Annotated in this window: 1 protein-coding gene; it reads left to right on the top strand. The window is 65.6% G+C overall.

Annotated features, from left to right (window positions below; translation table 11 throughout):
- A partial coding sequence (locus tag CDV44_RS27125; protein ID WP_170936129.1) for a dihydrodipicolinate synthase family protein occupies nucleotides 1-256 on the top strand: 256 nt, incomplete at both ends.

The following is a 256-nucleotide window of genomic DNA, read 5'->3' as shown; positions in this document are numbered from 1 at the left end:
TGCGCCGTATTACATTCGGCCGGCACAGGCGGGTCTCGTCGACTGGTTCCAGACACTGGCGGATCGCTCGCGCGCGCCGCTCGTGCTGTACGACATTCCGTATCGCACTGGCGCGACACTCACGCTCGAGACGTTACTCACGCTCGCGGGCCACGACAATATTCGCGCGATCAAGGATTGCGGCGGCAACGCGCACACCACGCAGGCGCTGATCGCCGATGGCCGCCTGTCCGTGCTCGCGGGCGAGGATCATCAG

It is taken from the genome of Pandoraea sp. PE-S2R-1 (assembly GCF_002179865.1).
GTDB lineage: Bacteria > Pseudomonadota > Gammaproteobacteria > Burkholderiales > Burkholderiaceae > Pandoraea.
The sequence above is the reverse complement of the archived record's forward strand: the minus strand, read 5'-3'. Positions and strand labels throughout refer to the sequence as shown.